Here is a 24,421-nt window from a genome sequence, read left to right as displayed (position 1 = left end):
CGGCCTCGGTAAAACATACAGACCACCCGGTTTGCGCACTACTGGCGGGGTCGTCGTTGCCGAGCACTCCGCGTGATCACGGTACCCGCGGGCTGGACTGCGGGAACGTGCCGAGGGGAAGAAGTCCGCGCCCCGGACGGGCGCCGATCCCCCCTGGATGGCGGCGTCGAGCGAGGGGCTAGATTAGATACCAACCATGCGGTTTGGGATGGCCCGTCCGCATGCGAGGCGTCGCACCATCGACGACGACGCCCTGAGAGCAGCCGGGCGAGCCGCGATCTCGCCGGCGCCGAGGCCGGAGGGGCCGAGTGGTCAAGCAGGAACGCGCGGGTCGGACCAGGCAGGCCGTCCTGCTCGCCGCGGCGGTCACCTTCGCGGACGCGGGGTTCGAGTCCGCCAGCCTGATCGACATCAGCCGCCGGGCGGGCGTCAGCAAGGGCGCGCTCTACTTCCACTTCGTCTCCAAGCAGGCACTCGCCGACGGCGTCCGGGCCGCGGCCGGGCGCGAGATCGGCTCGGCCGCGCTCCGCGCCCTGCGCGGTGGCGCACCGGCCATCCAGGGCCTGATCGACTTCACGCACGAACTGTCCCGGCTGCTCCGCGAGGACGTCGTGGTCCGGGCCGGAGTCCAGCTCGGCCAGGGCGCCCGGGGCGGCTCGGACGCCTGGCACAGCCTGACCGCCGTGGTCCGGCGGCTGCTGGAGCGCGCGGCGGCGGCCGGCGAGCTGCGCCCGGGACTGGACCCGCGCCCGGCCGCCGAACTGCTCACCACCCTGGCGGCGGGGCTGGTGCTGCTCGCCCCCGAGGACGCCGACCGGCTCCGCCCGGAGGCGGTGCGGAGCCTGTGGGGAGCGGCGCTGCCCGCGCTGGTCCCGGGGAACCGCTGCGCCGCCTACCGGACCTGCGCGCCGTAGCGCCGCACCCCGCGATCGGCGGCCGCCGCCGGATCAGCCGCCGCCCGCGCCCCGCTCGGCCACGCTGAGCCGGGCGAGCGCGTGCGGCTGGACCAGGCCCGGCAGCAGCAGCGTCCAGAGGTCGGTCATCCGCTGGAGGAGGTCCCGGCGGCCGGCCAGCACCTGGGAGCTCAGCTGGATCCCGGTCACCGCCCCGGTGATCACCCCGGCCGCCGCCGCGACGTCCAGGCCCGGGTGCAGGTCGCCGGCCTCCCGGGCCTGCTCCAGCAGCGCGCGTGCCGCGTCCGACCAGCCCTGGTAGGCCTCGATCTGCGGCTGGGTGAAGCTGCCGTGCTCGATCGTCAGCCGGATGCTGCCGCGCACCAGCGGATCGTCCAGCAGGGCGTGGGCGAAGGCGTACCCCAGGTCGATCAGGGTCTGCACCGGGCTGTCGGAGGTCGGCCGCCAGGTGGCGAGCCAGTCGGCCTGGCCCTCGATCACGGCCAGCGCCAGCTCCTCCTTGGAGTGGAAGTGGAAGTACAGCGCCCCCTTGGTGACGCCGGCCCGCTCCAGGATGTCCGCCATGGTGGCCGCGGCGTAGCCGCGTTCGTCGAAGACTTCGGCCGCGGCGAGGAGCACCGCCTGGCGGGTCGCCAGTGCCCGGGCCTGCCTGGCCATCGCAGCCTCCCTGGGTAGTTCGCACGCTCCGGCAGCGGCTGATCCTAGGGCCGCGACGGCGCGGAGATCACATACCGTCCAGTAGGTATTCTACCGAGCCGCCCCGGGCTTGACCGGGACCGTCCGGGGCCGGGACGGGTCCGTCCGGGCCGGGACGCCCGGTGAGCGGGGCCCCGGTACGCCGACGGCCGGCCACCCGGGGAGGGTGGCCGGCCGTCGGGCGGGCGTGTCGGGCCGTCAGGCGGCCTGCTGCCAGCTGACCGGCGAGTAGTACGCCGGGCGGCGCTCCAGGCGCTGCCAGCTGGCGATCGGCTCGATCGGGGCGGCGGCGGCCGCGGCCTGCTGAGCGGCCGCGGCGCGGGCCAGCAGGACGGCGGTCAGGGCGGCGAGTTCCTCGTCGTCGAGGGAGCCGCGGACGATACGGACGAGAGGTTCGGCGGAAGCGGTCATGATTCGGTTTCTCCCCCGGCGCAAGTGTGGTGTGTGGTCGGTGGCGTGGTAACCGCGGTGCTACATCGGCGGGTTGCCGTGCTTGCGGGACGGCAGGTCCGCGTGCTTCGTCCGCAGCATGGCCAGCGAGGAGGCCAGGACCTGGCGGGTCTCGGCCGGGTCGATGACGTCGTCCACGAGGCCGCGCTCGGCCGCGTAGTACGGGTGCATCAGTTCGTTCTTGTATTCCTTGATCTTCTGCGCCCGCATCGCCTCGGGGTCCTCGGCGCCGTTGATGTCCCGGCGGAAGATCACGTTGGCGGCGCCCTCGGCGCCCATGACGGCGATCTCGTTGGTCGGCCAGGCGAACGAGAGGTCCGCGCCGATCGAGCGGGAGTCCATCACGATGTACGCGCCGCCGTAGGCCTTGCGCAGGATGAGCTGGATGCGCGGCACGGTGGCGTTGCAGTAGGCGTAGAGGAGCTTGGCGCCGTGCCGGATGATGCCGTCGTGCTCCTGGTCGACGCCGGGCAGGAAGCCGGGCACGTCGAGCATGGTGACCAGCGGGATGTTGAAGGCGTCGCACATCTGGACGAAGCGCGCGGCCTTCTCGCTCGCGTTGATGTCCAGCACGCCGGCCAGCGACTGGGGCTGGTTGGCGATGATGCCGGTGACGTGGCCGTCGATCCGGGCGAGCACGCAGAGCACGTTGGTGGCCCAGCGCTCGTGGACCTCCAGGTACTCGCCGTGGTCGACGATCTCCTCGATCACCTTGCGCATGTCGTACGGGCGGTTGCCGTCGGCCGGCACCAGGTCGAGCAGCACGTCGTTGCGGCGGTCCACCGGGTCGTCGCTGACGACCGTCGGCGGCATCTCGCGGTTGTTCTGCGGCAGCAGCGAGAGGAGGTAGCGGACCTCCTCGATGCAGGACTGCTCGTCGTCGTACGCGAAGTGCGAGACGCCGGAGACCGCGGAGTGGACGTCGGCGCCGCCGAGGCCGTTCTGGGTGATCTTCTCGCCGGTCACCGCCTGGACCACGTCCGGGCCGGTGATGAACATCTGCGAGGTCTCGCGGACCATGAAGATGAAGTCGGTCAGGGCCGGGGAGTACGCGGCGCCGCCGGCGCACGGGCCGAGCATCACCGAGATCTGCGGGATGACCCCGGAGGCCCGGGTGTTGCGCTGGAAGATGCCGCCGTAGCCGGCCAGGGCGGTGACGCCCTCCTGGATGCGGGCGCCGGCGCCGTCGTTCAGCGAGACCAGCGGGGCACCGGCCGCGATGGCCATGTCCATGATCTTGTGGATCTTCTGCGCGTGGGCCTCGCCCAGGGCGCCGCCGAAGATCCGGAAGTCGTGGGCGTAGGTGAAGACGGTCCGCCCGTGCACGGTGCCCCAGCCGACGACCACGCCGTCGGTGTGCGGCTTCTTGGCCTCCAGGCCGAAGCCCTGGGCGCGGTGCCGGCGCAGCGGCTCCACCTCGCGGAACGAGCCCTCGTCGAGCAGCAGCTCGATGCGCTCGCGTGCGGTCAGCTTGCCCTTGGCGTGCTGGGCCTCAGTGGCCTTCTCGCTCGGGCCGCGGCGGACCTGGTCGCGCAGTTCGTGCAGCTCGGCGACCCGCCCGTGGGCGTCGGCCGCGATCTCGGGGATCTCGTCGCCGACCGGCGCCTCATGCACAACCGTCATCTCGAACCACTCCAAGGGTGAGGGAACTGTCCGACAGCCAACGTCTGCTGTGCCCCCGGCTGCGAATCACTTTCTTCACTTATGACTGTACGAGGGGCCGCACGCTGGTTTCGGCGTCGATTCCGTACAAGGTCGGGTCCGTTTAGATGTCAGGGCTGCACAGAAACCGGTCGGTGGGACTGTGTACGGTAGGTGTCCGTTCGATTACCCGAAGCCGTCGTCACGGCTTCCGGAAGATGATCTGAACATGAGGGAACGTGCAGGTCAGGGGCGTGCGCCGAGGGGCCGGGCGGGGCACTCCGCAGAGGGCCGGCGACGGCCGCCGGGCGGTCGCGGCCGGCGCGGCGCAGCGGGTCGGGGCGTCCGCCACTCGTAGGGATGCGCCAAAAACACCGCAGCCCACCCGGAACCGGTCCGGCTGGGCTGTCCGGGGTAGCCGGGTCAGCTCTTCCGGCCGTCCTCCGGCTCGTCCTTGCCGCGCAGCTCCTCCTCGCGGCGGCGCAGATCGGCCTCCCACTGCTTGAGCATGTCCTCGTGCTTCTTGTCGTCCTTCTTCAACGAGGCGAGGAACTCGGGGTCGTCGTCCGGCGCGAGCGGCCGGCCGCCGCGCGGGCGCTCGTACTCCGGGGAGCCGCCGGGGCCGCCGGCCACCGCCGCGCCGCGCCGCTTGCCGGCCACCAGCCAGGCGATCGAGCCGACCAGCGGGAAGAGCAGCACGATGATCACCCAGACCACCTTGGGCAGGTGCTTCACCTCGTCCTCGGGCGTGGTCAGGCAGTCGATGAACGCCCACACCCAGAGGGCGAGCGGGAGTACGAAGGTCAGGATCCTCAGCACGGCGGCGATCTCCCCCGGCGACGGCGGTTTGCGGCGGGCGGCCCGGAAGCGGTGGACGGCTTCACGGGGGCCCTTGACCGAGCCAGGCTATCGGGTGGCGGATACTGGCTGGCATGGCATACGACGATCTCCGCTCGTTTCTGCGGGCCCTCGACCGCGAGGGCGATCTCAAGCGCATCAAGGCCGAGGTGGACCCCCATCTGGAGATCGGCGAGATCGTCGACCGGGTCCAGAAGGCCAAGGGCCCGGCCCTGCTGTTCGAGAACGTCAAGGGCTCGTCGATGCCACTGGCGATGAACGTCTTCGGCACCGAGGCCCGGCTCGCCAAGTCGCTCGGCCTCAAGGGGCCCGAGGACATCGCCGAGAAGATCGCGGGGCTGCTCAAGCCGGAGCTGCCGCAGGGCTTCACCGGCTTCCGGGACGCCTTCGGCAAGCTCGCCTCGATGGCCCACGTGCCGCCGAAGAACGTCAAGGACGCCCCGGTCCAGGAGGTCGTGCTCACCGGCGACGACGTCGACCTGGACGCCCTGCCGGCCCTGTTCACCTGGCCGCTGGACGGCGGCTCCTTCTTCAACCTGGGCCTGACCCACACCAAGGACCCGGACAGCGGCGTGCGCAACCTGGGCCTCTACCGGCTCCAGCGGCACGACCGGCGGACCATCGGCATGCACTGGCAGATCCACAAGGACAGCCGCAATCACTACGCGGTGGCCGCGAAGCGCGGCGAGCGGCTGCCGGTCGCGATCGCCTTCGGCTGCCCGCCGGCCGTCACCTACGCCGCCACCGCGCCGCTGCCCGGTGACATCGACGAGTACCTGTTCGCCGGCTTCGTGGCGGGCGAGCGGGTGCGGATGGTCGACTGCAAGACCGTCCCGCTGCAGGTCCCGGCCGACGCCGAGGTGGTGCTGGAGGGCTGGCTGGAGCCCGGCGAGATGCTGCCCGAGGGTCCGTTCGGCGACCACACCGGCTTCTACACGCCGCAGGAGCCCTTCCCGGCGCTGACGATCGACTGCGTGACGATGCGCCGCCGGCCGATCCTGCAGTCCATCGTGGTCGGCCGGCCGCCGACCGAGGACGGCCCGCTGGGCAAGTTCACCGAGCGGTTCTTCCTGCCGCTGCTGAAGATCATCATCCCGGACATCGTCGACTACGACCTGCCCGAGGCCGGCGGCTTCCACAACTGCGTGATCGTCTCGATCGACAAGAAGTACCCCAAGCACGCCCAGAAGACGATGCACGCCATCTGGGGCGCCCACATGATGTCGCTGACCAAGCTGATCATCGTGGTGGACTCCGACTGCGACGTGCACGACTACCAGGAAGTCGCCTGGCGGGCCTTCGGCAACGTCGACTACAGCCGGGACCTCACCGTCGTGGAGGGCCCGGTCGACCACCTCGACCACGCCTCCTACCAGCAGTTCTGGGGCGGCAAGGCCGGTATCGACGCGACCCGGAAGCTGCCCGAGGAGGGCTACACGCGCGACGGCGGCTGGCCGGAGATGGTCTCCTCCGACCCGGCCACCGCCGCCCTGGTGGACCGCCGCTGGAAGGAGTACGGGCTCTGATGAGTACCGCCGCCGCCCTCCCCGACGTCCCGCCCGGCAAGGTCAAGGCGTTCCTGCGGCTGGTGATGATCGAGCACTCGGTCTTCGCCCTGCCCTTCGCCTACATCGCCGCGCTGACGGCCATGTTCCTCGCCGACGAGCGGGTGCACTGGGCCGAACTGTTCATCGTCACGGTCTGCATGGTCGGTCTGCGGACCTTCGCGATGGCCGCCAACCGGATCATCGACCGCGAGATCGACGCCCGCAACCCGCGCACCGCCGGGCGCGAACTGGTCACCGGCGCGGTGTCGGTGAAGACGGCGTACATCGGCTCGGCGGTCGCGCTGGTGGTCTTCCTCGGCGCCGCCGCGCTGCTCAACCCGCTCTGCCTGGCGCTGGCGCCGGTCGCCGTCGTGCCGATGGTGGTCTACCCGTACGGCAAGCGGTTCACCGACTTCCCGCAGGCGATCCTCGGCCTGGCCCAGGCGATGGGCCCGGTCGGCGCCTGGCTCGCCGTCACCGGCTCCTGGTCCTGGGACGCGGTCGTGCTCGGTGTGGCGGTGGGCATCTGGATCGGCGGCTTCGACCTGATCTACGCCTGCCAGGACGTCGCCTCCGACCGGTCGGGGGGCGTGCGTTCGGTACCGGCGCGCTTCGGCGTCCCGGCGGCGATCCGCGGCGCCCGCGCCTGCCACGTGCTGACCACGCTGCTGCTCGGCTGGTACGCCGTGCTGACCGACGCCGGTCCGGCGTTCTGGGTCGGGCTGCTCGTGGTGGCCGGGGCGTTCGTCTACGAGCACACCATCGTGAAGCCCCACGACCTGTCGAAGCTGAACCGGGCGTTCTTCCAGACCAACGGCTTCGTCGGCATCTCGCTGTTCTTCTTCGCCCTGGTGGACCTGCTCCTGCGCGGTCTGGGGACCTGACCCGGATCCGCTCGTGCCCGGCCGGGACCCGGACGCCCCGGCCGGGCCCCGGCCCGTCCTACCGGCCGGCGTCCTCGTCGAGGGTGTGCTTCACCAGGGCGTTGGCGTGGCCGTGGCCCAGACCGTGCTCGGACTTGAGCCAGCCGACCAGTTCGCTGTGCCTGGTCAGCGGCGAGGAGCGGATCAGCTCCTTCCAGTGTGCGACCGGCCGGCCGTACGTCTTCTCGATCGACGGGAAGTAGCTGGCGGGGCCCTTCACGGACGCGGTCACGGGAGTCTCCTGTCGGGGTGTTCGGTCGCCTTCGCGCGGTGTTTCCGAGAGTTGGACCGGAGCGGACCGCCGAACTCATCGGTCCGCCGGAGTGACCCGCGTCACAGGAGCGCCCGGTACGCGCTCGGCCCGGCGCAGGACGGCCTCCGGGCCGCCATCGGGGCCGGGTTCGACGCGCTGCGCTGACGGCCCCCGGTATTCCCCCGCGGCCGCGCGATCACTCCATCCCGTGAACCCGGCCGCGCGGCCGACCGGCCCGGGCGGGGCCGCCGTTACGCTGCGCCCATGGACATCGTGATCCCGCTCTTCGACCGTTTCGAGCCGCTCGACGCGATCGGGCCGTACGAGATCCTCGGCCATGTCCCGGGCGCCGAGGTGCGCTTCGTCGCGCGCGAGCCGGGGCGGGTCACCGATGCGCTGGGGGCGCTGACGGTCGACGTCCCCACCCGGTACTCGGAGATCGGGTCCTGCGACGTGCTGCTCGTCCCCGGCGGCGCCGGGGCCCGGGCGCTGGTCGCCGACGAGGACTTCCTGGACTGGGTCCGGGCGGTGCACGGGGAGAGCGGGTTCACCACCTCGGTCTGCACCGGCGCGCTGGTGCTCGGCGCGGCCGGGCTGCTCAAGGGCCTCACCGCCACCACCCACTGGGCGGCGGTCGCCGAGCTGGAGGCCCATGGCGCCACCTACACCGCCGAGCGGGTCGTCCGCCACGACCGGATCATCACCTCGGCCGGGGTCTCCGCCGGCATCGACATGGCCCTGCGGCTCGCCGCCCTGCTCACCGACGACCTCACCGCCCAGGCCATCCAGCTCTACACCGAGTACGACCCGCGACCCCCGTTCGACACCGGCTCGGTGGCCAAGGCCCCGGCCGCCGTCCTGGAGCGCACCCGCACGCTCGGCTGAGGAGCCGCCGCTACCGTGGGGCGTCGAGGCCGCGCCGGTAGCGCAGACCGGGGCGGCTGTCGACGACGGTCTCCCCGGTCACGGTGAACCCGGTCCGCCGCAGCACCGCCCTGGACGCCGGGTTGTCGAGCGTGGTGACGGCGGTGAGTCCGGTCAGGCCGTACTCCGCGGCGGCCAGGCGGCACACCTCCTCGACGCCCGCCGTCGCCGCGCCCCGGCCGGCGGCCCGCTCGCCGATCCGGTAGCCGAGTTCGGCGCTCCCGGCCGCCACGTCCACCAGGTTGACCCGGCCGAGCAGCTCGCCGCGCTCGTCGACCAGGAGGTGGAAGTGGCAGGCCCCGGTGTCCTGTTCGGCGAGCAGCGCGCGGTGCCGGTCGGCGAACGCCGCGAAGTAGTCGTCCCCGCGGTCGGGGACGGAGCGGGCGAAGTACTCCCGGTTCTCCCGTTCGAAGGCCAGCAGGGCCGGCGCGTGGTCGGCCCGCAGTCGCTCCAGTCTCGTCGTCATGCCCCGAGAGTAGGGGGCGTCGACCGGGCGTCCGCCCGTAGGCCGGCTCGCGGACCGCCGCCTCGCCGCTCCCTGGACTCGGAAGATCGTCGACCGGTCGGACGGGAGAGCACGCATGGGTACTGCCAGGATCGCGGTCGTCACCGCCACCGCCGCCGCGGAGTACGACGCCGACCTGCCCCTGATCGTGGACGCCTTGCGGGCGGGCGGCCTGGCGGCCGAGGCGGTGCCCTGGGACGCGGCCGCCCCGGGGTGGGGGGAGTTCGACCTGGCGGTGGTCCGGTCGACCTGGGACTACGCGGAACGCCTCGACGAGTTCCTGGCCTGGGCCGACACGACGGCCCGCGTCACCCGGCTGCGCAACCCGGCCCCGGTGGTGCGCTGGAACAGCGACAAGCGCTATCTGTCGGTGCTCGCCGAGCGCGGCGTCCCGGCCGTGCCGACGCGGTTCGTCGTCCCAGGCGCCCGCTGCGACGAGGCGGACTTCGACCTGGCCCCGGGGGTGGTGGTCAAGCCCGCCGTCTCGGCCGGGGCGCAGGACACCGCCCGCTACGAGCCCGGCCGGGCCGCCGACGCGCTCCGTCACGCCCGGATGCTGCTGGAGCGGGGGCGGACGGTGATGGTGCAGCCGTACCTGCCGCTGGTGGAGGAGGGGGAGCGCGCGCTGGTCTTCATCGCGGGAGCCTTCAGCCACGCGATCCGCAAGGGGCCCGTGCTGACCGAGCCCGGGGTGATCGACAACGACCGGATGCCCCACCCCGGCGTCACCCCGTACCTTCCGACCGAGGCGGAACTGCGCACCGCCCGAGCGGCGTTGGCGGCCGTCCCGGCGCCGGACGCCCTGCTGTTCGCGCGGGTGGACCTGGCGCTGAACGACGCCCGCGAGCCGGTGGTGATGGAACTGGAGCTGATCGAGCCGAACCTGTTCCTGCGGAGCGCCCCGCAGGGGCTGGCACGCCTGGTCGACGCGGTGGCCGCCGAGAGCCGGCGGCCGACCGGGTAGCCGCCGCCGTGCCCCGGGGCCGGACGGCGGCTACTCGGCCGTCTCGGACGTGATGTAGTCCTGGTACTCGGCCCGCGGTCAGCAGGCCCTCCGGGCCGCTGCCCGCCGCCGGGGTGACCTCGATGATCCAGCCCTCCTCGTACGGGTCCTCGTTGAGCAGCTCGGGGGAGTCGTTCAGTTCCTCGTTCACGACGCTCACCGTGCCGCCCAGCGCCATGTAGAGCTCGCTCACCGACTTCACGGACTCCACGCTGCCGAACGGCTCGCCGCTCTCGAACACGTCGCCCTGCTTGGGCAGTTCGACGAAGACGATGTCGCCGAGCTGCCTCTGGGCATGGTCCGTGATGCCGATCCGCAGCCGGCCGTTGTCCAGGGATCGCACCCACTCGTGGTCCCTGGAGTACTTCCGGTCGGTCGGGATGTTCGTCATGGGGCTCTCCGAGGGTTCGTCGCCGCTCGGCTGACGGTGCGCCAGCCGCGCGGACGAGCCTGCTACAGACCTCGGGGCCCGGCCGGGACGTTCACTCGCAGGAGTGAGTCCCACCCTCCGGCCCGCGGAGGACACTCCGGCCCGCGGAGGACAATGGCGGCGAACCGCCCGTCCGTCACCAGGGAGCGCCGTGATCGGCACACTGCAGTGCATCGTCCTCGACTGCCCGGAGCCGGCCGTGCTGGCCCGGTTCTACGCGGCCCTGCTCGGCGGCGAGGTGGACCGGCCGGACCCCCGGTGGTCGCTGGACGGCGCGTGGTCGACCCTGCACGTCGGGGGCGGCCCGGTGCTCTGCTTCCAGGGCGTGGCCGACCACCGGCCGCCGCGCTGGCCCGACCTGGCCCACCCGCAGCAGGCGCACCTGGACATCGACGTGCCGGACCTCGACCGGGCCGAGCGGGAGGTCCTCGCCCTCGGTGCCACCCGACTGGGAGACGCCGGCGGTTGGAGGATCTACGCCGATCCCGCCGGCCACCCGTTCTGCCTGCTTCCGGCCGCCTCCGGGAGTGGCCCGCGGGCCTGACGGGAGCGGCCGGACTCAGCCGAGTGACAGTTCGTCACCGACGCTCAGGCGCCCGGGAGCCACCACCTCGGCGAGGGCGTCCAGCCGGCCGTCGTGGGCCTGGACGATGGCCTTGAGGATCTCCGGGGCGTGCGGCAGGCCGGGTTGGGCGACGGTGGTCATGGCGCAGCGCTCGCTGGCCCGGACGAAGGAGAGCCGGGCACCGGTGCCGGCGCCGCCCTCGCGGCCGAACCAGCCGTCCTCGACGAACGGCGGGGTGCCGGGCGGTGTCCGCAGCAGGATGTTGGGCCGGAACCGCCGCACGTCCACGACGACGGAGGGCGCGGCCCCGCAGACCCAGTCCAGGGTCGCGGTGGTGAGCACGCTGACCGGCAGCTGGTCGAAGTGCGAGACGGCGTCCTCGCGGGCGAGTACGACGTCCGGGCGCTGGAGGTAGGCGCGCAGGAAGGCGGTGGGATCGGCGACCGGCCGGCCCAACGGGTCGAACAGCTCGGGGCCGTCGAGCCGGCGGCCGAGCCGGGAGGAGAGCCGCAGCAGGCCGTCCATCCGGCGGAAGCGCCGGGTGTTCTTGCCGGAGCCCAGCTTCCCGGCGCCGTCGCGCACCGCGTAGAGGCGGTCGCCGGCCAGGCCGCGCTCGTCCAGCTCGACGGAGTCGAGCCGCTCGCCGCCGGTGGACTTCACGGGGTAGCGCCAGAGCTGCTCGATCACTCCGATGATCTCTGCCATGGCGCGCAAGCGTAGCGGCGCCCGCCGGGGATGGTCTAGACCAAGTGCCGACGAGCGTCAGCCCAGTCGCGCCACCGCCCGGACGGGCGCGCCGTCGGCGGCCACCAGACGCAGCGGGAACAGCGACACCTCCACCGGCCGGCCGGCCTGCTGGGCGTCCAGCAGCGCCCGCAGATCGGTCAGGTTCTCGGCGATCACGCCCCCGCCGGAGGCCCCGAGCAGCACCCGGTGCGCGGCCAGCGTGGGCTCCGGGGCGGCGGGTTGGTCGTGCTCGTCGGTCAGGTCGGCCAGCAGCGCGGCGACCGCCGGGTCGCCCGGGCCCGGGTCGGGGGTGGGGTCGACGCTGAGCGCGTCCACCCCCACCGTCCGCACCCCGGCGGCGACGATCGCCTCGGCCGCCGCCGCGCTCAGGCTGGGATGGGCCAGGTAGACGTCGGTGCCCCAGTGCCGGGCCCAGCCGGTGGCCAGCAGCAGCACGGTGCCCTCGCCCGCCCGCTCCAGCGCCGGGGCGAGCTGCTCCGGCGTCACCTCGGCCCGCGGCTCCAGCCCCCGCAGGTCGGCGACGACGGCGGGCCCGGTGAACCGCTCCAGCGGGAGCCCGTCCAGGGTGGGCCAGGTGACGTCCACGTGGTACGGCGCGTCCACATGGGTGCCGGACTGCGAGCCGAGGTGCACGGCCAGCACGTTCACCCCGGCGGTGGCGGTGGTGAGCACGGGCGTCAGGACGACGGCCGGATCGCCGGGGTAGACCGGCATCGCGGTGGTCACCTGATGGGTGAGGTCGACGAGGGTCGCTGCCATGGCGCCCATCCTCGCAGGGGTGAACGCGGATGGGCCCGCCCCGGGGGCCGCCGTATAGAAAGGGGCCATGGGAACAGAAACGCGTCAGCCATGGGTGGTCGGGGTCTCGGGCGCCTCCGGTACGCCGTACGCCGCCTCGGTGATCCGGGCGCTGCTCGCCGCCGGGGAGCCGGTGGACCTCGTGGTCAGCCGGGCCGCCCGGCTGACCATCCTGGACGAGACCGGCATCTCCTTCCGGGACGCGCACTGGCGCGCCGACCTCGCGGCCTGGCTGGGCGGCGACGAGGGCCTCGACGACGTCCGGTACTGGTCGTCCGGGGACTTCGCGGCCGGGCCGTCCAGCGGCTCCTACCCGGCCAAGGGCATGCTGGTCGTCCCCGCGACCACCGGCGCGGTGGCCGGGATCGCGCTCGGCCTGAGCAAGGACCTGCTCCAGCGGGCCGCCAGCGTCACCCTCAAGGAGCGCCGGCCGCTGGTGGTCTGCGTCCGGGAGGCGCCGCTCAACGGGGTGACCCTGAAGCACCTGGTCGAGCTGGACGCGCAGGGCGCCGTCGTGCTCCCCGCCTCGCCCGGTTTCTACGCCGGCGGCTCCACCGTCCGCGAACTGGTCGATTTCGTGGCCGGCCGGGTCCTGGACGCCGTCGGCGTCCCGCACACGCTGTACCGGCGCTGGGAGGGCGAGTTGGGCGCGGCCGCCCGCCCGGCAGGCCAGGGCGGGTGAAGGCCGGTCCCGGGGGGAGTGGGCGGCCCCGGGGCAGGAGAGTATGTTCTCTGCGATATCCGGGTTGTTCCGCGCACGGCGCCTTTGAATCCGGATAATGATCTGTGGGTCTGGTGAGGTTCGGAAGGACGCGGACGGTATATGGACACGGTGGACAGACAGCTCATCCAGGCGCTCCGGGAGAACGGCCGCGCGTCCTACGCCGAGCTGGGCCGACTGGTGGGCCTCTCCGGCCCGAGCGTCACGGACCGGATCAACCGTCTGGAGCAGGCGGGGGTCATCACCGGCTACCGCGCGACGGTCAATCCGGCGTCGCTCGGCTTCGGCGTCACGGCCCTGATCGGCCTTCAGCTCACCGACGCGGCCGACCACGAGGACGTCGCGTTCCGGCTGAAGGACCTCGGCGAGGTCGAGGACTGCTGGTTCATCGCCGGTGACGACTCGTACATGCTCAAGGTCCGGGTCTCCGACGTGGAGGGCCTGGAATCGGTGGTCAAGCGGATCTCCGGCACGAAAGGCGTGGCCCGGACCCGTACGACCGTCGTACTCTCCACGAAGTGGGAGAACCGGGTGAGCGAACTCCCGATGGTCGAAGGCGAGTAACACGATGGCACTGGTCGGTCTGGAGGAGCTGCGCGCGGCTCGGCAGCGGATCGCCGGGGTGGCGGTCCGCACCCCGCTGGTCCCCGCTCCCTGGGCGGGCGACGGCGAGCGCCGGCTCTGGCTCAAGCCGGAGAACCTCCAGCCGACCGGCGCCTTCAAGACCCGCGGTGCCTACAACCGCCTCGCCGCGCTCGACGACGAGGAGCGGGCCCGCGGTGTGGTCGCCCAGTCCAGCGGCAACCACGCCCAGGCGGTGGCGTACGCGGCCGGGCTGCTCGGTATCAAGGCCGTGATCGTGATGCCGGACACCTCGCCGGCGGTCAAGGTCGAGGGCACCCGCTCGTTCGGCGCCGAGGTGCTGCTGGTCTCGCCGGAGGAGCGGGACACCGTGCCCGGCGAGCTGGCCGAGCGGCACGGCTACGTCTGGGTGCCGCCCTACGACGACCCGTACATCATCGCGGGCCAGGGCACGGTCGGCCTGGAGATCGCCGAGGACGCCCCGGCCGAGCTGGACACCGTGCTGGTGCCGGTCAGCGGCGGCGGCCTGATCTCCGGCGTCGCGGCCGCCCTCAAGCTCACCCGCCCGGGCATCCGGGTGGTCGGCGTCGAGCCCGAGCTGGCCGCCGACGCCCAGGCCAGCCTGCGGGCCGGCGAGCGGCTGGCCTGGCCGGTCGCCGACACCTACCGGACCATCGCGGACGGGCTGCGCACCCCCTCCGTCGGCGAGCTGCCGTTCCAGCACCTCACCGCGTACGTGGACGACATCGTCACCGTCACCGAGGACGAGATCCGCGCCACGGTGGCCGTGCTGGCCCGGCGCGGCCGGCTGGTCGCGGAGCCCTCCGGCGCGGTCGCCCCGGCGGCGTACTTCCACCGCGCGGGCGAGATCGGTGGCCGCGCGGTGGCCGCCGTGGTCAGCGGTGGGAACATCGATCCGGCGCTGCTCGCGGAGCTGCTCGCGGCGTGACGCCGGCATAGGCGTACGCTCGGTCCGGCAACGATTCGAAGTCGGAGGAGGCGGGGCACCGCATGGACGCAGGGCTCAAGCGCGAGCTGGAGGCGAAGGTCTACGCGGGTGAGCGGCTGACCCGCGAGGACGGGATCGCGCTCTACGAGAGCGACGACCTGGCCTGGCTGGGCGGTCTGGCCCACCACGTGCGGACGCGGAAGAACGGCGACGTCGTCCACTTCAACGTCAACCGCCACCTCAACATGACCAATGTGTGCAACGCGTCCTGCGCGTACTGCTCGTTCCAGCGCAAGCCGGGCGAGAAGGACGCGTACACGATGCGCATCGAGGAGGCCGTCCGCCTCGCCAAGGCGATGGAGGTCGACTCCCTCACCGAGCTGCACATCGTCAACGGGCTGCACCCGACCCTGCCGTGGCGCTACTACCCGCGCTCGCTGCGGGAGCTGAAGGCGGCCCTGCCGAACGTCTCGCTGAAGGCCTTCACCGCCACCGAGATCCACTGGTTCGAGAAGATCAGCGGCCTGCCGGCCGATGAGATCCTGGACGAGCTGATCGACGCCGGCCTGGAGTCGCTGACCGGCGGCGGCGCGGAGATCTTCGACTGGGAGGTCCGCCAGCACATCGTCGACCACGACACCCACTGGGAGGACTGGTCGCGGATCCACCGCCTCGCGCACAGCAAGGGCCTCAAGACGCCCTCCACCATGCTGTACGGCCACATCGAGGAGCCCCGCCACCGGGTCGACCACGTGCTGCGGCTGCGTGAGCTGCAGGACGAGACCGGCGGTTTCCAGGTCTTCATCCCGCTGCGCTACCAGCACGACTTCCACGACTCCAAGGACGGCGTCGTGCGCAACAAGCTGATGGCGCGCACCGAGATGGCCACCGGCGCCGAGGCGCTGAAGACCTTCGCCGTCTCCCGGCTGCTGTTCGACAACGTGCCGCACGTCAAGGTCTTCTGGGTGATGCATGGCGTCACCACCGCGCAGCTGGCGCTCAGCCACGGCGCGGACGACATGGACGGCTCGGTCGTCGAGTACAAGATCACCCACGACGCGGACAACTTCGGCACGCCGAACAAGCTCGGCCGCGACGACCTGCTCGGGCTGATCCGGGACGCCGGGTTCCGCCCGGTGGAGCGCAACACCCGCTACGAGGTCATCCGGGAGTACGACGGCCCGGACCTGACGCGCCGGGAGACCCCGCAGGCGATGCGCCTCTGACCGGTCCCCGACCGGCTTCCACCGCCTCCCGGGCCGCCCGTCGGCCCGGGAGGCGGTGTTCTTCACCGGGTCCGCACAGGCCCCCGGGTTTCCCAACCGGGTCCGGGTTTGGCAGGATCAGCGCCATGTCCGGTTCCCATCGCGCCACCGCGTACCCGTCGTACGAGCCGATGCACGAGCCGGTGTACGAGGTGCCGCAGCAGTCCTACGGGGTCTACGAGCAGCAGTCCCACCAGGGCTGGGACGCTCCCGCGCAGGCCGTGGCCGACCCGAACCAGCCGTTCCACGACGGCTGGAACGGCTACCCGCAGCAGGACCACTGGAACCACCAGGCCCACCAGGCCCACCAGGCCCACCAGAACCACCAGGCCCACCAGAACCACCCGGACCACCAGGCGGTCTACGTCCCGCAGGCCACCGCCGCCGAGGGCTACGACGCCTACGACCGGCCGTTCCAGCCCCAGCCCGTCGAGCCGGTGGCGCCGCTCGCCGCCGCACCGGTCCGGCCCCGGGGCCAGGCACCCGCGGCCGACCCGGCCGCCGCCGCGGCCGGTCCCCGGGCGGCCGCCCGCGGCCACCGCCGCAAGCCCAAGAAGAAGCGCGGGGGCAAGGCCGTGACCGCCGGCACCGCGCTGCTGCTCGCGGCCGCCGCGGGCTGGTACACCGTCGGCCAGGACTCCGGCCACCCGGGCGTGACCGCCGCCGACGGACCCGGTCCGGAGGGCGTCTCCGCCCCGGACCAGCCCTCCCCGGCCGCCGCCGCGCCGGCCGCCCAGGCCGCGAGCGACCGGCACACCGGGGCCCCCGCCGCCGACCGCAGCGAGTCCCGCCCGGACGGCTCGGTGGCCGCGATACCCGGTCTGGGGGCCGCCTTCACCGCGCGGATACCCGCCGAGACCACCCAGGTCGTGCTCGCCTCCGGTCAGGACAAGGACGCCAACCGGACCGCCGTCACGCTCTGGACCCGCACCGCCGAGGGCCGCTGGCTGGCCGGCGAGACCTGGCAGGGGCACAACGCCAACAAGGGCTGGACCACCGACCACAACGAGGGCGACCTGCGCAGCCCGATCGGGGTCTTCTCGCTCACCGACGCGGGCGGCCGCAACGCCGACCCCGGCAGCCGCCTCCCGTACGACAAGGACGCCAACTTCGTGGTCTCCGGGAAGGGCTTCGCGGGCGAGGCGCTGGCCGGCTCCTTCGACTACGTGATCGCGATCAACTACAACCGGGTGCCCGGCAACTCGCCGCTCGACCCGCGACGCCCCAGCGGCTCCTCCAAGGGCGGCGGCATCTGGATCCACGTCGACCACGGCGGCCCGACGCACGGCTGCGTCTCGGTGCCCGAGGACAAGATGGCCCAGCTGATCCGCACCCTCGATCCGGCGGCCCATCCGGTGATCGTGATGGGTGACTCGGCCTCACTGGCCGCCTGAACCGGCCGTCCGGGCCGCCGCCACTCCCCAGGCGCCGCAACGGCCCTTGTCGGCCTCCTACAGCTTCCGGGGGCGGATCCTGTAGCCGGTCGCGCCCCGCTGACCAGCGGGTAACCCGGTTGAGTGGCTGTATGAGCGGTTCGCGCATTGTGGCACTCGGCCACTACCAGCCCCCCAAGGTCCTCACCAACGACGACCTGGCGGTGCTGGTCGACACCGACGACGAGTGGATCCGCAGCCGGGTGGGGATCCGGACCCGCCACATCGCCGAGGGTGAGACCCTGGTCGACCTGGCCACCGAGGCGGCCCAGAAGGCGCTGGCCAACAGCGGCCGCTCGGCCGCCGAGATCGACCTGGTCGTGGTCGCCACCTGTACCGCGGTCGAGCGCAGCCCCAACACGGCCGCCGCCGTCGCCGCCCGCCTCGGCGTGCGCGCGCCCGCCGCCTACGACATCAACACGGTCTGCTCGGGCTTCTCCTACGCGCTGGCCACGGCCGACCACGCGATCCGGGCCGGTGCGGCCACCCGCGCGCTGGTGATCGGCGCCGAGCGGATGTCGGACACCCTGGACTGGACCGACCGGACCACCTGCGTGATCTTCGGGGACGGTGCCGGCGCGGCGGTGGTGGAGGCCCAGGAGGACGGCGCCGAGCCGGGCATCGGCCCGGTGGTCTGGGGCTCTGAGCCGGAGAAGAGCGACGCCGTGGTGATCACCGGCTGGGATCCGGTGATCAGCCAGCAGGGCCAGTCGGTGTTCCGCTGGGCCACCACCCAGATCGCCCCGCTGGCCCGGAAGACCTGCGAGAAGGCCGGCATCGACCCGTCCGAGCTCAAGGGCTTCGTGCCGCACCAGGCGAACCTGCGGATCATCGACGCGATCGCCGCCAAGCTGGGCGCGCCCGACGCGGTGGTCGCCCGGGACGTCGTGGTCTCCGGCAACACCTCGGCCGCGTCCATTCCGCTGGCCTTCTCCAAGATGGTCGAACGCGGCGAGCTGTCGCCCGGCGACCCGGTGCTGCTGTTCGGCTTCGGCGGCGGCCTGGCGTACGCCGGCCAGGTCGTCCGCTGCCCCTAGCGGCCCCCTGGCACCCAGGGCACCCCAGGGCACCCCAGGGCACCCCAGGGCACCCCAGGGCACCCCAGGGCACCCCAGGGCGCCCCAGGGCGCCCGCCACGACCCCTTCCGGCCCCCGGGCGTCCCCGGAGGCCCGGAAGCCCCTCTCACACGCGCATGCCGGTGGGCGGGCACCCTGCACGGGTGCCCGCCCACCGGCATGTCTGGCACGCTGCGGCACGTCGGCGGACCTCCCCCGAGGACACGGCCGCCGTCCGTCGTTCCCCGGACAGGAGGCCGGGGCTGCGTGCGGAGCGGATGGGTGGGTAGGCGGGATCGGTCTACTTGGGCGGCTTCTTGCCGGTGACACCCAGGTACACCAGGGGAGCGAGGTTGGGCTTCAGGTCCTTGACCTTGACGCCCCACGAGGTGAACGCCTTCTGGTGCTCGGCCGCCGAGGCGAGCAACGAGACCAGCGAGCCGGCGACGGCGGCCGGGTCGAGCGACTTGTCGGCCTGGCCCTTCGTCTGGAGCTCCTTGACGGCCTCCGTGAGGGGCTTGGCGACCGCGTTGAGGACCGTCATGCGGATCTTGAAGAACCGCTTGTCCCCTTCGGCGGCACCGAGCGTGACCACTCGGAGAATGGCGTCGTTCTTGCGCCAGAAGGCGAGGAATCCGTCGACCAGTTCTTCCGAAGTGGTCGTGCCGGACTTCCCTGCCCAGGACTTTCCGGCCACCAGCTCTTTGAGGGTGTCGGAGTCCTTGGCCATTTCCTCGGCGATTTCGAGGACTGCGCCCTCGACATCCGGGAAGTACTGGTAGAAGGTCGCGGGGGAGGTACCCGCCATACGGGCGACGTCGATGACCTTGACGTCCCGATAGGGCGACGTGCTGAGCATCTCGCGGAGGCAGTCGAGCAGCTTCTGCCGCGTCTCCTGTCCGCGTCGCCCGGCGACGCGACCGTCGACGGTGCGAACTTGTCCTGTCATGCCGTCAGCTTACCGTGGCACGATCTTGGCGCGATTCGGTGATGCGACTATTACTCCGCACGGGGGGTTGCTATAGGGGGCGTGAACGACTTCGGACGGATATTCATCGGGCTCCAGAGGTGCCTGTTGAAGCCCCCCCGTGTGCTTATGACCCCACAGCGTGACGGACCCTCCGCTGAGGGGTGGTCGAGTGACAGAGCGTGACGACCGCGGCCGGATCCGAGGTGCCCGAAAAAGAGTTGCGGGCACCTCGTGTGCAAGCCGCAGGCGGAGCGGGCGTCAGAATCCGGCCGTTCCGGCGGCACTGACCGGACGGTGAGCCGGAGGGGCCTCCGGGCGGGGGAGGTTGGAGTTGACCGGGGCGGCATTGGAGAATCGGCTGCGGCACCCCGTGGCGGGTGCGGAAGACGGGGAGGTGGCAGCGGAGTGGACCAGCTGACGGCGCACGATCCGAGGCGGATCGGGCCCTTCGAGGTGCTGGGGCGGCTCGGCGCGGGCGGGATGGGCCTGGTCTACCTGGCGCGCTCCGCGTCCGGCCGGCGAGTGGCCATCAAGACCGTCCGGGGGGAGCTGGCCGAGGACGAGCTGTTCCGGGTCCGTTTCGCCCGGGAGATCGCGGCCGCCAAGACGGTGGGCGGGTTCTACACCGCCGCCGTGGTCGACGCCGACGCCGACGCCCGGGTGCCCTGGCTGGCCACCGCGTACGTCCCGGCGCCGTCCCTGGAGGACCTGGTCACCGAGTGCGGGCCGCTGCCCGCGGGGGCGGTGCGCTGGCTGGTGGCGGGCATCGCGGAGGCGCTCCAGTCCATCCACGCGGCCGGGCTGGTCCACCGTGACCTCAAGCCCTCCAACGTGCTGGTGGTCGAGGACGGTCCGCGGGTGATCGACTTCGGCATCGCCGCCGGCGTCTCCAGCACCCGGCTCACCATGACCAACGTCGCGGTCGGCACCCCGGCGTACATGTCGCCGGAGCAGGCCCGGGACAGCCGTGGCGTCACCGGTGCCAGCGACGTCTTCTCGCTCGGGTCGCTGCTGGTCTTCTGCGCCACCGGGCACCCGCCGTACCGGGGCGCCAACCCGGTCGAGACGGTCTTCCAGCTGCTGCGCGACCAGCCCGACCTCTCCGGCCTGCCGGCCGAGCTGGTGGACCTGGTGCGCGCCTGCATGCGGCCCTCCCCGGAGCACCGGCCCTCGCCGGCGCAGATCCAGGCCGAGCTGGCCCCGCACCTGTTCTCCCGTGACGACGCCTCGGGCGAGGCGGGGGACTGGCTGCCGGCCAACGCGCTGGAGCTGATCGAACGCAAGCGCGGCCGCCGCCCGGCCCCGGCGCCCGCCCCCGCTCCGGCGCCCGCGCCGGTGCCGCCGCAGCCGGCCCCGCCGCCCCACCAGCACCAGCCGCTGCCGCCCCAGCGCCCCGCGCAGGACGACCCGCGCACCCGGCACCCCGCCGAGCGGTACGCGCCGCCCGCGCCCGGGCCGGTGCACGCGTTGCCCGGGCCGGACACCGAGGCCGCCACCGAGAAGCTCGCCGCCCCCCGCCGCCACCGGGCCCCGGTCGCCGGGGAGAGCGCCGCCGAGGTCCGGCTGCCCGGGGCCTCGGTCCGGATAGGCCCGGGTCCGCGCGCCGAGCAGGCCGGGCCGGGGGCCGCGCCCGCCGAGACGGACTGGGTCCGCCGGGCCACGCCGCCGCCGGTCCAGGCCGCCCGCTGGCGCCCCTGGCGGTTCCGGATGTCCAACGACGTCTGGGGCACCCCGGTGGTCGCCGACGGCACGCTCTTCGTCTCCAGCTTCGAGGTGCACGCCCTGGACGTCGCCTCCGGCCAGCGCCGCTACAAGACCCGGGACGTCGCCTGGGCGCTCGCGGTGGACGCCGGCCGGGTGCACGCCGCCGACGGCCCGCACCTGTACACGGTGGACGTCGCGGACGGCACCGAGCGCTGGCGCAACTCGCTGGACGGCTGGGTCTACTCGCTGGACGCCGCCGACGGCGTGCTCTGCTGCGGCGTCCGGGGCGGCGGGGTGCAGCTGCGCTCGGCGGCCGGCGGCGCCGAGCTGTGGCGCGCCGACGACGCCCAGCAGGACTACGAGAACCCGCAGTCCGGGCCGGCCCTGGTGGGCGGCGCCGCGTACTACTACGGCGGCGGGCGGCTGCGCTGCGTCGATCCGCGCGGTGCGGGCCTGCGCTGGTCCTTCCCGGTGGGCGAGGACGTGCCGTCGCGCCCCGCCGAGCGGGCCGGCGTGCTGTACGTGACGGCCGGCACCCGGGTGTACGCGCTGGACGCGGCCAGCGGCGCCGAGCGCTGGCGCTTCGAGGCGCCGGTGGTGCTCTTCACCCCGCCGACGCTGGACGCGGACGCGGTCTACGTCGCCGACTACCTCGGCACGGTCTACGCGCTCGACGCGGCGACCGGCCGGGACCGCTGGCGCGCCGCCACCGGCAACCGGCAGGGCGCCGAGCCGGTGGTCGTCGGGGACGGCATGGTGCTGGTCGGCAGCGGGGACGTGCTCTACGCGTTCGAGGCGGCCACCGGCCGGGAGCGCTGGCGCTACACCGCGCGGGGGGAGATCGTCGGCTCGCCGGCGGTCGCCGACGGCCTGGTCCACCTGGGCAGCCGCGACCACTCGCTGCACACCCTGGACCTGGTGAGCGGTCAGCTGCGCTGGGAGCTCGGCACCAAGGGCGAGCTGACCGGCTCGCCGGTGGCGGTCGGCGGGCGGGTCTTCGTCGGCAGCAAGGACCGCTGCGTGTACGCGCTGGACGCCTTCTACGGCACGGCGGTGCCCTCGCACTGAGCCGCCGTCCGGAACGCCCCGCAGGCGGGACCCCGAGGACCGGCCCTACCGCCTGCGGGCCCCCGGGTGCCGGGCGCACCAGCCCTCCCAGGCCGAGGTCACCATCTCCTCGACCCCGTGGCGGGCCGTCCAGCCCAGCTCGCGGTGGATCAGCTCGGCGGAGGCGACCACCCGGGCCGGGTCGCCGGCGCGGCGCGGGGTGACCTCGCCGGTGGTGTCGTAGCCGGTGACCCGGGCGATCACGTCCAGCATCTCCCGGACGCTGACACCCTCGCCGCGGCCGATGTTGAGGACCAGCGAGGTCTCGCCGGGCGGGTCGGCGGCGAGCCGCCGGGCGGCCGCCACATGGGCCGAGGCGATGTCCCGGACGTCGATGAAGTCGCGGACGCAGGTGCCGTCCGGGGTGGGGTAGTCGGCGCCGAAGATCAGTGGGGCGCGCCCGGCGGTGAGCCGTTCGAAGACCATCGGGATCAGGTTGTGGGCGCCCTCGTCGGAGAGCTCGGGCGAGGCGGCGCCGGCCACGTTGAAGTAGCGCAGCGAGACGGTGGAGATGCCGTGCGCCCGGCCGACCGCGGACACCAGCCACTCGCCGGCCAGTTTGGTCTCGCCGTAGGGGTTCATCGGGGCGCAGGGGGCCGTCTCGGTGACCAGCTCGACGTCGGGCATGCCGTAGACGGCGGCGGAGGAGGAGAAGAGGAAGCGCGGCACCCCGGCCTCGGCGACGGCCTCCAGCACGTTCTGCAGGCCGGTGAGGTTCTCCCGGTAGTAGAAGAACGGCCGCTCGACCGACTCGCCGACCCGCTTCTTCGCCGCGAAGTGCAGCACGCCCGCGATGTCCTGGGAGCGCAGGGCGGTGTCCAGCGCGGCGCGGTCCAGGGTGGAGCCCTCGATCAGGGTGACTCCCCGCGGCAGCCGGGCGCGGTCGCCGGTGCTGAGGTCGTCCAGTACCGCCACCCGCTCGCCGGCCTCGACCAGCTGGTGCACCACGTGCCTGCCGATGTACCCGGCACCACCGGTGATCAACCAAGTCATGGCGTGAATCCTAGGGCTTGTCCGCCTTGCCCCAGGTCGTGCCCGGTGACGGGCGCGTCGGGGCAATGATTCGGACATATCGGTGAAATGCTGACAAAGATCTCTGTGATCTCGATGGTTCCGCACGGATCTCGACGGCCCCGGTACGGCCGATGGAATCGGAGGCAGCCCAGGTGAACCGAAAGAAGGAACCCACCCGCCCGCTCCCGGCCGGGCCGCGCCCCACCGGCCCCCGGGCGTTCGGCGGGCGACTGACCGGGCCGGCGGCCGTCGCCGCGCTGACCGCGCTGACGGTGGCCGGGTGCAGCAGCGGACCGTCCTCCTCCTCGTCGACCGCCACCACCCCCGGCGCGTCCTCGTCGTCCTCCGCCCAGCCGGCCGGCGGCAACCAGCTCCAGGACGCCTACCAGAAGGTGATCGCCGACGTGCTGCCCTCGGTGGTGCAGATCACCACCGCGACCGGGCTCGGCTCCGGGATCGTCTACGACAACAAGGGCGACATCGTCACCAACGCCCACGTGGTCGGCACCGCCACCACCTTCACCGTCACGCTGGCCAACAGCACCAAGGCCCTGGACGCCACGCTGGTCGCCTCCTACCCGGACTCCGACCTCGCGGTGATCAAGCTGACCAGCCCGCCGAGCGCCCTCAAGCCGGCCGTCTTCGGGGACTCCGCCAAGGTCGAGCTGGGGCAGATCACCCTGGCGATGGGCAGTCCGCTGGGCCTGTCCAGCAGCGTCACCCAGGGCATCGTCTCGGCCACCGGCCGGACCGTCTCGGAGCCCCAGGGCGGTGGTTCGCCGGGCGCCACCATCGGCAACATGGTGCAGACCTCGGCGGCGATCAACCCGGGCAACAGCGGCGGCGCGCTGGTCAACCTGAACAGTCAGGTGATCGGCATCAACACGCTCGCCGCCACCGAGCCGGAGGCCAACGGGGCCGCCGCGCCCGGTATCGGCTTCGCCATCCCGGCGTCCACCATCACGAGCATCGCCGACCAGCTGATCAAGGACGGCAAGGTCACCAACTCCGGCCGGGCCGCGCTGGGGGTCACCGCCCGGACGTACTTCGACCAGAACTTCCGCCCGGCCGGCGCCGTGGTGGTGGCCGTCAGCGCGGGCGGGCCGGCCGCCTCGGCGGGGCTCCAGCCCGGCGACGTGATCACCAAGGTCGGCGACGCCACCGTCGACTCGCTGAACGGGCTCACCAGCGCGCTCGCCTCGCTCACCCCGGGGACCACGACGACCGTCGGCTACACCCGGGACGGCCAGGCCAAGACCGCCGACGTCACCCTCGGCACGCTGGAAACGCCCTAGGGCCGGGTGGGACAAGCCCTGGCCCCTCGGGTTCCCGGCGGCGGCCGCCCGCGCACCGCGCAAGGGTCGGC

Annotated in this window: 24 protein-coding genes and 1 pseudogene; 14 read left to right on the top strand and 11 right to left on the bottom strand. The window is 73.0% G+C overall.

Going from position 1 to position 24,421, the window contains the following annotated elements:
- The first annotated feature begins 308 nt into the window (after positions 1 to 308).
- Positions 309 to 914 carry a ScbR family autoregulator-binding transcription factor gene (locus ACIF6L_RS01495; protein ID WP_396485740.1) on the top strand — a complete coding sequence of 202 codons (606 nt, stop codon included), beginning with the start codon at positions 309 to 311 and terminating at the stop codon, positions 912 to 914.
- 33 nt (positions 915 to 947) lie between these two features.
- Here the strand turns inward: ACIF6L_RS01495 and ACIF6L_RS01490 are convergent, their stop codons facing one another.
- From ACIF6L_RS01490 to ACIF6L_RS01475, 4 genes are all read right to left on the bottom strand, one after another.
- Positions 948 to 1,571 carry a ScbR family autoregulator-binding transcription factor gene (locus ACIF6L_RS01490; RefSeq protein WP_329488249.1) on the bottom strand — a complete coding sequence of 208 codons (624 nt, stop codon included), beginning with the start codon at positions 1,569 to 1,571 and terminating at the stop codon, positions 948 to 950.
- A 237-nt stretch (positions 1,572 to 1,808) separates the two neighbouring features.
- A complete protein-coding gene (locus ACIF6L_RS01485; protein ID WP_329488248.1) occupies positions 1,809 to 2,021 on the bottom strand; it encodes an acyl-CoA carboxylase epsilon subunit in 213 nt (70 codons plus the stop codon).
- Between the two features lie 60 nt (positions 2,022 to 2,081).
- Complete coding sequence (locus ACIF6L_RS01480; RefSeq protein ID WP_329488246.1) at positions 2,082 to 3,683, bottom strand: acyl-CoA carboxylase subunit beta; 1,602 nt, start codon at positions 3,681 to 3,683, stop codon at positions 2,082 to 2,084.
- Between the two features lie 441 nt (positions 3,684 to 4,124).
- Positions 4,125 to 4,520, bottom strand: a complete 396-nt coding sequence (locus ACIF6L_RS01475; RefSeq protein ID WP_359803335.1) for a PLD nuclease N-terminal domain-containing protein — start codon at positions 4,518 to 4,520, stop codon at positions 4,125 to 4,127.
- Between the two features lie 113 nt (positions 4,521 to 4,633).
- Between ACIF6L_RS01475 and ACIF6L_RS01470 the strand changes: the two genes are divergently transcribed.
- Together ACIF6L_RS01470 and mqnP are read left to right on the top strand one after the other, a co-directional pair.
- The gene (locus ACIF6L_RS01470; protein WP_329488243.1) at positions 4,634 to 6,085 is read left to right on the top strand and encodes a menaquinone biosynthesis decarboxylase; all 1,452 of its coding nucleotides are present in this window, start codon (positions 4,634 to 4,636) and stop codon (positions 6,083 to 6,085) included.
- Positions 6,082 to 6,990: a menaquinone biosynthesis prenyltransferase MqnP gene (gene mqnP / locus ACIF6L_RS01465; RefSeq protein WP_329492146.1), complete on the top strand. Its 909-nt coding sequence runs from the start codon at positions 6,082 to 6,084 to the stop codon at positions 6,988 to 6,990. Before ACIF6L_RS01470 ends, mqnP begins: the two co-directional genes overlap by 4 nt.
- A gap of 58 nt (positions 6,991 to 7,048) precedes the next feature.
- Here mqnP and ACIF6L_RS01460 read toward each other — a convergent pair whose 3' ends face one another.
- Positions 7,049 to 7,261, bottom strand: coding sequence for a DUF4287 domain-containing protein (locus tag ACIF6L_RS01460; RefSeq protein WP_396485737.1), 213 nt, complete (start codon positions 7,259 to 7,261; stop codon positions 7,049 to 7,051).
- Between the two features lie 285 nt (positions 7,262 to 7,546).
- Here ACIF6L_RS01460 and ACIF6L_RS01455 point away from each other — a divergent pair, with 285 nt between their 5' ends.
- Positions 7,547 to 8,167, top strand: a complete 621-nt coding sequence (locus tag ACIF6L_RS01455) for a DJ-1/PfpI family protein (RefSeq protein ID WP_396485735.1) — start codon at positions 7,547 to 7,549, stop codon at positions 8,165 to 8,167.
- 10 nt (positions 8,168 to 8,177) lie between these two features.
- On the opposite strand, the gene ACIF6L_RS01450 is transcribed toward ACIF6L_RS01455, so the two are convergent.
- Entirely contained in the window at positions 8,178 to 8,672 is a 495-nt protein-coding gene (locus tag ACIF6L_RS01450) for a GNAT family N-acetyltransferase (protein ID WP_329488239.1), read from the bottom strand.
- A gap of 115 nt (positions 8,673 to 8,787) precedes the next feature.
- On the opposite strand from ACIF6L_RS01450, the gene ACIF6L_RS01445 reads away from it, so the two are divergent.
- On the top strand, positions 8,788 to 9,675 hold the full coding sequence (locus ACIF6L_RS01445; protein ID WP_396485733.1) for a RimK family alpha-L-glutamate ligase: 888 nt from the start codon (positions 8,788 to 8,790) through the stop codon (positions 9,673 to 9,675).
- A gap of 130 nt (positions 9,676 to 9,805) precedes the next feature.
- Here ACIF6L_RS01445 and gcvH read toward each other — a convergent pair.
- Positions 9,806 to 10,105 (bottom strand): annotated as a pseudogene (gcvH, locus tag ACIF6L_RS01440) (glycine cleavage system protein GcvH); the annotation flags it as partial.
- A gap of 190 nt (positions 10,106 to 10,295) precedes the next feature.
- Between gcvH and ACIF6L_RS01435 the strand changes: the two are divergent.
- Positions 10,296 to 10,688, top strand: coding sequence for a VOC family protein (locus ACIF6L_RS01435; RefSeq protein WP_396485731.1), 393 nt, complete (start codon positions 10,296 to 10,298; stop codon positions 10,686 to 10,688).
- A 15-nt stretch (positions 10,689 to 10,703) separates the two neighbouring features.
- Here ACIF6L_RS01435 and ACIF6L_RS01430 read toward each other — a convergent pair whose 3' ends face one another.
- Positions 10,704 to 11,414, bottom strand: coding sequence for an MOSC domain-containing protein (locus ACIF6L_RS01430; RefSeq protein ID WP_396485729.1), 711 nt, complete (start codon positions 11,412 to 11,414; stop codon positions 10,704 to 10,706).
- 57 nt (positions 11,415 to 11,471) lie between these two features.
- Positions 11,472 to 12,215, bottom strand: coding sequence for a cyclase family protein (locus ACIF6L_RS01425; RefSeq protein WP_352286262.1), 744 nt, complete (start codon positions 12,213 to 12,215; stop codon positions 11,472 to 11,474).
- 67 nt (positions 12,216 to 12,282) lie between these two features.
- Here ACIF6L_RS01425 and ACIF6L_RS01420 point away from each other — a divergent pair, with 67 nt between their 5' ends.
- The 6 genes from ACIF6L_RS01420 (at position 12,283) to ACIF6L_RS01395 (ending at position 18,241) form a co-directional block, all read left to right on the top strand.
- Positions 12,283 to 12,936: a UbiX family flavin prenyltransferase gene (locus ACIF6L_RS01420; RefSeq protein ID WP_352286264.1), complete on the top strand. Its 654-nt coding sequence runs from the start codon at positions 12,283 to 12,285 to the stop codon at positions 12,934 to 12,936.
- A gap of 141 nt (positions 12,937 to 13,077) precedes the next feature.
- On the top strand, positions 13,078 to 13,539 hold the full coding sequence (locus tag ACIF6L_RS01415) for an Lrp/AsnC family transcriptional regulator (protein ID WP_329488232.1): 462 nt from the start codon (positions 13,078 to 13,080) through the stop codon (positions 13,537 to 13,539).
- Positions 13,540 to 13,543: 4 nt separating this feature from the next.
- Positions 13,544 to 14,506 carry a threonine/serine dehydratase gene (locus ACIF6L_RS01410; protein WP_329488231.1) on the top strand — a complete coding sequence of 321 codons (963 nt, stop codon included), beginning with the start codon at positions 13,544 to 13,546 and terminating at the stop codon, positions 14,504 to 14,506.
- 62 nt (positions 14,507 to 14,568) lie between these two features.
- Positions 14,569 to 15,732 carry an aminofutalosine synthase MqnE gene (mqnE, locus tag ACIF6L_RS01405; RefSeq protein ID WP_329488230.1) on the top strand — a complete coding sequence of 388 codons (1,164 nt, stop codon included), beginning with the start codon at positions 14,569 to 14,571 and terminating at the stop codon, positions 15,730 to 15,732.
- Between the two features lie 125 nt (positions 15,733 to 15,857).
- A complete protein-coding gene (locus tag ACIF6L_RS01400; protein WP_396485726.1) occupies positions 15,858 to 17,165 on the top strand; it encodes a L,D-transpeptidase family protein in 1,308 nt (435 codons plus the stop codon).
- A gap of 131 nt (positions 17,166 to 17,296) precedes the next feature.
- The gene (locus ACIF6L_RS01395; RefSeq protein ID WP_359803348.1) at positions 17,297 to 18,241 is read left to right on the top strand and encodes a beta-ketoacyl-ACP synthase III; all 945 of its coding nucleotides are present in this window, start codon (positions 17,297 to 17,299) and stop codon (positions 18,239 to 18,241) included.
- Between the two features lie 320 nt (positions 18,242 to 18,561).
- Here ACIF6L_RS01395 and ACIF6L_RS01390 read toward each other — a convergent pair whose 3' ends face one another.
- On the bottom strand, positions 18,562 to 19,209 hold the full coding sequence (locus ACIF6L_RS01390; protein WP_329488227.1) for a TetR family transcriptional regulator: 648 nt from the start codon (positions 19,207 to 19,209) through the stop codon (positions 18,562 to 18,564).
- Between the two features lie 426 nt (positions 19,210 to 19,635).
- Between ACIF6L_RS01390 and ACIF6L_RS01385 the strand changes: the two genes are divergently transcribed.
- Positions 19,636 to 22,002 (top strand): PQQ-binding-like beta-propeller repeat protein, encoded by a 2,367-nt coding sequence (locus ACIF6L_RS01385; protein ID WP_396485724.1) that lies wholly within the window; start codon positions 19,636 to 19,638, stop codon positions 22,000 to 22,002.
- A gap of 45 nt (positions 22,003 to 22,047) precedes the next feature.
- Here ACIF6L_RS01385 and galE read toward each other — a convergent pair whose 3' ends face one another.
- Positions 22,048 to 23,034: a UDP-glucose 4-epimerase GalE gene (gene galE / locus ACIF6L_RS01380; protein ID WP_396485722.1), complete on the bottom strand. Its 987-nt coding sequence runs from the start codon at positions 23,032 to 23,034 to the stop codon at positions 22,048 to 22,050.
- Between the two features lie 173 nt (positions 23,035 to 23,207).
- Here galE and ACIF6L_RS01375 point away from each other — a divergent pair, with 173 nt between their 5' ends.
- Positions 23,208 to 24,350 carry a S1C family serine protease gene (locus tag ACIF6L_RS01375; RefSeq protein ID WP_396485720.1) on the top strand — a complete coding sequence of 381 codons (1,143 nt, stop codon included), beginning with the start codon at positions 23,208 to 23,210 and terminating at the stop codon, positions 24,348 to 24,350.
- The last annotated feature ends 71 nt before the right edge of the window (positions 24,351 to 24,421 follow it).

It is taken from the genome of Kitasatospora sp. NPDC086009, from assembly GCF_044540385.1.
GTDB lineage: Bacteria > Actinomycetota > Actinomycetes > Streptomycetales > Streptomycetaceae > Kitasatospora.
Note: the sequence above shows the minus strand (reverse complement) of the source record. Positions and strands in the feature narration are given on the sequence as shown.